Consider the following 4577-nt stretch of genomic DNA (forward strand, 5'->3'; position numbering starts at 1 on the left):
GCATCGCCGGAGGCCGACAGGGTTCTCCGCCCCGATGTTCCTACAGGCGTCCGCCGACGAGGGCGGTGAGGTCCACCAGGCGGTTGGAGTAGCCCCACTCGTTGTCATACCAGCCGATGACCTTCACCTGGTTGCCGCTGGCCATGGTGAGCAGCGAGTCGAAGGTGCAGGAGGCGGCCGTCCCCACGATGTCGGAGGAGACGATCGGATCCTCGGTGTAGACGAGGACGCCCTTGAGCGGGCCCTCGGCGGCGGCCCGGTAGGCGGCGTTGACCTCCTCGATCGTGACTTCGCGCTTGAGCGTGACGACCAGGTCGGTCACCGACCCGTCGAGGACGGGAACGCGCAGGGCCAGCCCGTCCAGCTTGCCCTTGAGCTGCGGCAGCACCAGGGACGTCGCCTTGGCCGCGCCGGTCGTCGTCGGGATGATGTTCTGGGCGGCGGCGCGGGCGCGGCGCAGGTCCGAGTGCGGGAAGTCGAGGATGACCTGGTCGTTGGTGTAGGCGTGCACGGTCGTCATCAGGCCGCGCTCGATGCCGAAGGTGTCCTCGAGAACCTTGGCCAGCGGCGCCACGCAGTTGGTCGTGCAGGAGGCGTTCGACAGGATCGTGTGCTGCGCCGGGTCGTAGATGTCGTCGTTCACGCCGATGACGACGGTGAGGTCCTCGCCCTTGGCCGGCGCGGAGATGATCACCTTTTTCGCGCCCGCCTGGATGTGCTTGCGGGCGTCCTCGGCCTTGGTGAACCGGCCGGTGGACTCGACGACGACCTCGACCCCGAGGTCCCCCCAGGGCAGGGCCGCCGGGTCACGCTCGGAGACCACCTTGAGGAAGCCGTCGCCGACCTTGATCCCGCCGTCGGCGGGACTCACCGGCTCCGACAGCGTGCCCAGCGTAGTATCGTACTTGAGCAGATGCGCAAGTGTCCTGTTGTCGGTAAGGTCGTTCACTGCAACGATCTCTATGTCGTTACGCTTACTAGCCTGAAGCGCCCGCCAGAAGTTGCGGCCGATACGGCCGAAGCCGTTGACACCCACTCGCGTAACCACGTCAGAGAACTCCTCTATCGTCGGTACATTCCGTTGTCGCAGTGAGCCTAAACGACTTTGAGGGTCACCGGCCGGCATCCTCACAGATCCGTGCCCGCCGTGTCCAGAACTACCCGGCTCGACTCTTTTTTCAATTCTGGTAGGCTGCGGGATGTTTTGACCCCGGCCGGCCGGGCGGTCGGGCGGTCGCCCGGCGATCAACACGATCCGTCAACCGCCGCAATCCCGACCGGTACGGCCCGACCGACAGCGCCCGCCCGATACGGCCCGGCCGGCGCGGCTCGATCGATATGGTCCGACCAATACGGTCCGACCAATACAGCTCGATCGAGTATGGCTCGACCGAGCCGGCCCGACCGGCACGGTCGCGGAGGACATGGCGCGACCCATCGGCGGCAGCCGTGACTCACCGCATCCAATCGACCGCCTGAACTGTATGGCCGCTACGGCCGCACCCTTCGGAAGGCCGCCTGTCCTCGACGGTACCCGCGGCTGTAACACCAATCACACAGGCACCCATCGCCCCGCAATATCCCCTTCCCCGGCCCCTTACGTGGCGGACACCACATCGCGCTACCCTGCCGGAAGAGACACCGTGCCGTTCCCGTCCGTCACCGTTCTCCCACCTCCCTCACGCCACCTCACAGCACCTCCCGCCACCGCCGTTCCACCGGCCGGGCCCTGGGGCGGGTCCCGGAAGCACCCGGTCCCGGCAGCGGCGGGGCCGCGGTGGCGCCGGCCGCGCCGATCGGCGCCGCGCGGCCGGTCAACGTGACGCCCCGGGCGAAGGCGCTCCGGGCAGCCAGGCAGCGGGCAGGCAGCGGGACCGTCCGCCACACCACGCGCCCACCGTCCGTTGAGATACCGCCAGATGTCCGTCGTCGCCCGGTTGTGAAAATTACGTCCGTATTCCGCCGGAGCCGGAAGTCCCGCCCGGCGAGTACCGCCCCGGCCGTATCTCCCCGCCCGACAGGGAGTTCCGATAATTCGCCGAACGGCCTCTTACGGCCCCGCCAGAACGATGTGCGCGGTTTTCAGGAGCGGGACACAATACAGCCGGGAGTTCCCACCGGCCGGGAGTTCGGATACCCTCTGGATTCGAGCGTGACCAGCCATCGGACGGCCGTCGCCCCGGCGGGCTAATACGCCCGGGCACTGATCGTCCGGCAGCCGGAGTTCGACCGGCACGGATACCGTGAAATTGAGAGTGGACGCACCCGCCGGACGCACCCTAAGCTCCGAGACAGTTCAGCGGACGGCCGGCCTTCCAAAGAGGCGGAAAGACGCTGGATGTTGATTGTCATCCATGCTCCGAGTTGGTCTCCGGCGGCGCGCGATAATGCCCCTTTTTCGCGTCGCCGGGGACCTTTCCGAGGGGACCACGAACTCCTCGGTGGCCGGCTGACCGTGCCCCGGCCACCGAGGTCGGACTGGTACCGGCGATCCCCGCCTCCGTCCCCACTCACCCCACCGGGGTGGGGAGCGCCGGTACCGCACCACGGGTGCGGCGGCACAGGTTACGACGACAGCCCCCGGTCGTGCGACCTGCGCCGCCGCACCTTTACCGCGCCGGTACAGGGCACCGGCCGCCAGCACCGGCACCACCCTGCCAGGAGCGGGCCCGACGGTGTCCGGAGAAACGGGATACGGCCATGACGACGTGCCGGGACACGCCCCACGAAAAGCGCACCGCACAATGAGCCGGTCGGCGCTGCCGGTGCGGGTTCACCTGTTGGTGCGCACCGGGGACAGAATTCTTCTCACCACCGGCGACGAGACGTCGCCGGCATGCTGGCGGCTGCCGGCCGGAAACCTCGAGGGGCAGGCCGCCGGCGACGCCGCGGTCCGCGTGGCGCGTGAACAGGCGGCGCTGCTGACAACGCTCGAGGATGTCCGGCTGGAACACGTGGCGCATCACTGGGCGGACGACCGGGAACAGCTTGGGCTGTTCTTCCACGTCACCCGCACATACGGCGTCACCGGCGCCCACGGCGCGGCCGCCACCGGCCTCCCCCGCCGGCCGCGCCGGCTGGCCTGGCATCCGTTGGATGCCCTGCCCGAACGGTTCGCCCAGCCCGATCAGGACGTCGTCACCCGCTGGGCGGACGGGGAGTTCTTCTCGCACGGCGGCTGGACGGCCCGCCGGGGCACAGCCGCCCGCCCGCCTGCCGGTGCCGTTCAGGCAACCGCTCGGGCAGCCTCGGCTCAGGCGGCCGCGACCAGACCGCCGTCAGCTCCCGCTGCCAGTTCTCAAGCGTGAACGGCGAGCGCACGAAGCGCCGCAGCGCCGCCCGCCGGTCCTCGAGCAGCGGCTGGACAGCGGTCAGCGCCCGGGCCGTGTCGGCCCAGATCTCGTCCGTGGCGGACAGCGGCAACATCGTGATCCCGGGCAGCAGGCGGGCGACCTCCGCGATCCCGGGCAGGTCCGTGGCCAGCACCGGAGTGGCGACCGCGCACGCCTCGAGCACGACGCTCGGCAGGCCCTCGAGATACGAGGTGACCAGCAGCAGCGACGCGGCGACCAGCAGCCGGGGCACGTCGTCCCGCTCGCCGAGCAGCTCGACGCGGCCACGCACCCCCCCGGCGGACGCCCTGGCGAGCAGCTCCGCGGTCTCCGCCGGGTCCTGACGCCCGACGATCTGTAGGCGGGCGTCCACCCCCCGCGCGCACAGCGCGACGAGTACGTCGATGGCGCGGGCCCGGTTCTTGTTCGCTCCCGGCCGGCCGATATGGATCATGATGACCGGGCTGCGTGCCCCTTCGGGAACGCTCTCCAGCGCACGCCGGCGGGCCGCGATGGCGACACCGAACGGCTCGACCTCCAGCCCGTTGTAGATCACCCGGCAGCGGGGGTCGACCCGCCACTCCGGGCGCCACAGCTCGCGCATGACCGCCTCGCACACGGCCAGCAGATCGGTCGCGTTCGCGTCGAGCGCCGCCTGTCCCGCCGCGTGCCGCAGAAGCGCGCCAGCGTTGCGCCTCCGCCGGCGGGTGGTGGCACCCGACCAGCCGGTTCCGCCAGCGGCCCACCCGGTTCCGCCAGCGGATCTTCCGGTTCTGTCACCGGGCCGGCCGATGATGCCACCAGCCCCGTCGGCCCTGACCCGGAAATGCGCGACCCGGCGCGGCACACCGGCCACCCGGGCGATACCGAACACGAGCCCGGTGGCATCCGACGCGTACGCGTGGACGACCTGCGGGCGCACGCGGCGCAGCAGCAGGTAGAAGGTGAGCGGGAAGGCCGGGCCGAGCCGGCGGTAGTACACCTCGCCCCCGAGCGAACGGATCTCGTCATCGAGCTCGCCCCGCCGGCCGCTGAGCGAGCAGAACACCAGCCGGAACTCGTTCGGGTCGAGCCGGCGCATCAGCTCCACGGTGCGCCGCTGCGCCCCGCCCCGGTTCATCTCCTCGACCAGGTACATCACCGTCCGCGGCTGCCTGTCGGATGCCCCAGCCCGTTCGGATGCCCCGGCCCGCTCAGATACGCCGGCCCGCCCGGATGCGCCGGCCCGCCCGGCCCCGGCCGCCG

3 protein-coding genes and 1 pseudogene are annotated in these 4577 nt (G+C 70.6%); 1 reads left to right on the forward strand and 3 read right to left on the reverse strand.

What is annotated here, in order from left to right; genetic code table 11:
- Positions 1 to 40 precede the first annotated feature (40 nt).
- Positions 41 to 1048, reverse strand: coding sequence for a type I glyceraldehyde-3-phosphate dehydrogenase (gene gap, locus AC5LSR_RS16975; protein WP_250283316.1), 1008 nt, complete (start codon positions 1046 to 1048; stop codon positions 41 to 43).
- Positions 1049 to 1689: 641 nt separating this feature from the next.
- A complete protein-coding gene (locus AC5LSR_RS16980; protein WP_250283319.1) occupies positions 1690 to 1890 on the reverse strand; it encodes a hypothetical protein in 201 nt (66 codons plus the stop codon).
- An 854-nt stretch (positions 1891 to 2744) separates the two neighbouring features.
- Here AC5LSR_RS16980 and AC5LSR_RS16985 point away from each other — a divergent pair.
- Positions 2745 to 3086, forward strand: a pseudogene (locus AC5LSR_RS16985) (NUDIX hydrolase); the annotation flags it as partial.
- 52 nt (positions 3087 to 3138) lie between these two features.
- Here AC5LSR_RS16985 and AC5LSR_RS16990 read toward each other — a convergent pair.
- A partial coding sequence (locus AC5LSR_RS16990; RefSeq protein WP_493468674.1) for a glycosyltransferase occupies positions 3139 to 4577 on the reverse strand: 1439 nt, incomplete at its 5' end.

Source organism: Protofrankia sp. CiP1_Cm_nod4, assembly GCF_982290645.1.